This window comes from Streptomyces sp. NPDC017448 (assembly GCF_044330565.1).
Taxonomy (GTDB): domain Bacteria; phylum Actinomycetota; class Actinomycetes; order Streptomycetales; family Streptomycetaceae; genus Streptomyces.
This window is the reverse complement of record NZ_JBIRLM010000034.1, coordinates 1-2,274: the sequence shown is the minus strand read 5'-3', so window position 1 is coordinate 2,274 and position 2,274 is coordinate 1. Positions and strand designations below refer to the sequence as shown.

Sequence of the window (2,274 nt, the reverse complement as noted above, 5' to 3'; positions counted from 1 at the left end):
CCTCACAGCCGGCAGACTGTGAAAGAGAGATCCCACAACCCCGCATGCGCAACCCCTGCCGGGTATCACACGCATACGGTTTGGCCTCATCCAGTTTCGCTCGCCACTACTCCCGGAATCACGGTTGTTTTCTCTTCCTGAGGGTACTGAGATGTTTCACTTCCCCTCGTTCCCTCCACACTGCCTATGTGTTCAGCAGCGGGTGACAGCCCATGACGACTGCCGGGTTTCCCCATTCGGAAACCCCCGGATCAAAGCTTGGTTGACAGCTCCCCGGGGACTATCGTGGCCTCCCACGTCCTTCATCGGTTCCTGGTGCCAAGGCATCCACCGTGCGCCCTTAAAAACTTGGCCACAGATGCTCGCGTCCACTGTGCAGTTCTCAAACAACGACCAGCCACCCACCACCCCACCCGCAACGGATGAGTTCACTGGGGCCGGATCAGAAGGACAGCCACAATCGGCCGCACCCTCAGACACCCAACAACGTGCCCGACACAATGCCCCATTCCCCACGTTCCACGCCGAAGCAGTACTAGTGAACAACAAACCATCGTGCCGAATAGTCAACGTTCCACCCATGAGCAACCAGCACCGAACATTCGCCGGTGTACTGGCCTCTGACCAAGCGAACTTGGTAAGAAGTGCTCCTTAGAAAGGAGGTGATCCAGCCGCACCTTCCGGTACGGCTACCTTGTTACGACTTCGTCCCAATCGCCAGTCCCACCTTCGACAGCTCCCTCCCACAAGGGGTTGGGCCACCGGCTTCGGGTGTTACCGACTTTCGTGACGTGACGGGCGGTGTGTACAAGGCCCGGGAACGTATTCACCGCAGCAATGCTGATCTGCGATTACTAGCAACTCCGACTTCATGGGGTCGAGTTGCAGACCCCAATCCGAACTGAGACCGGCTTTTTGAGATTCGCTCCGCCTCGCGGCATCGCAGCTCATTGTACCGGCCATTGTAGCACGTGTGCAGCCCAAGACATAAGGGGCATGATGACTTGACGTCGTCCCCACCTTCCTCCGAGTTGACCCCGGCAGTCTCCTGTGAGTCCCCATCACCCCGAAGGGCATGCTGGCAACACAGAACAAGGGTTGCGCTCGTTGCGGGACTTAACCCAACATCTCACGACACGAGCTGACGACAGCCATGCACCACCTGTATACCGACCACAAGGGGGGCACCATCTCTGATGCTTTCCGGTATATGTCAAGCCTTGGTAAGGTTCTTCGCGTTGCGTCGAATTAAGCCACATGCTCCGCTGCTTGTGCGGGCCCCCGTCAATTCCTTTGAGTTTTAGCCTTGCGGCCGTACTCCCCAGGCGGGGAACTTAATGCGTTAGCTGCGGCACCGACGACGTGGAATGTCGCCAACACCTAGTTCCCAACGTTTACGGCGTGGACTACCAGGGTATCTAATCCTGTTCGCTCCCCACGCTTTCGCTCCTCAGCGTCAGTAATGGCCCAGAGATCCGCCTTCGCCACCGGTGTTCCTCCTGATATCTGCGCATTTCACCGCTACACCAGGAATTCCGATCTCCCCTACCACACTCTAGCTAGCCCGTATCGAATGCAGACCCGGGGTTAAGCCCCGGGCTTTCACATCCGACGTGACAAGCCGCCTACGAGCTCTTTACGCCCAATAATTCCGGACAACGCTTGCGCCCTACGTATTACCGCGGCTGCTGGCACGTAGTTAGCCGGCGCTTCTTCTGCAGGTACCGTCACTTGCGCTTCTTCCCTGCTGAAAGAGGTTTACAACCCGAAGGCCGTCATCCCTCACGCGGCGTCGCTGCATCAGGCTTTCGCCCATTGTGCAATATTCCCCACTGCTGCCTCCCGTAGGAGTCTGGGCCGTGTCTCAGTCCCAGTGTGGCCGGTCGCCCTCTCAGGCCGGCTACCCGTCGTCGCCTTGGTAGGCCATTACCCCACCAACAAGCTGATAGGCCGCGGGCTCATCCTTCACCGCCGGAGCTTTCAACCCCGTCCCATGCGGAACAGAGTATTATCCGGTATTAGACCCCGTTTCCAGGGCTTGTCCCAGAGTGAAGGGCAGATTGCCCACGTGTTACTCACCCGTTCGCCACTAATCCACCCCGAAGGGCTTCATCGTTCGACTTGCATGTGTTAAGCACGCCGCCAGCGTTCGTCCTGAGCCAGGATCAAACTCTCCGTGAATGTTTACCCGTAATCGGGTGCACACATCACGAGAGCGGAACAACCGGTCGGAATAAGACCCGTTGTTCACAGCGTCCTCGCTGTGTCATTGCC

2 rRNA genes (1 of these 2 only partly in view) are annotated in these 2,274 nt (G+C 58.0%); both read right to left on the bottom strand.

Going from position 1 to position 2,274, the window contains the following annotated elements:
• Positions 1 to 354 (bottom strand): 23S ribosomal RNA (locus tag ACH4K1_RS32185) (it extends 2,951 nt beyond the left edge of the window).
• A gap of 301 nt (positions 355 to 655) precedes the next feature.
• Positions 656 to 2,181, bottom strand: a 16S ribosomal RNA gene (locus ACH4K1_RS32180).
• Together the 16S and 23S rRNA genes form the textbook arrangement of a ribosomal RNA operon.
• Positions 2,182 to 2,274: the final 93 nt, after the last annotated feature.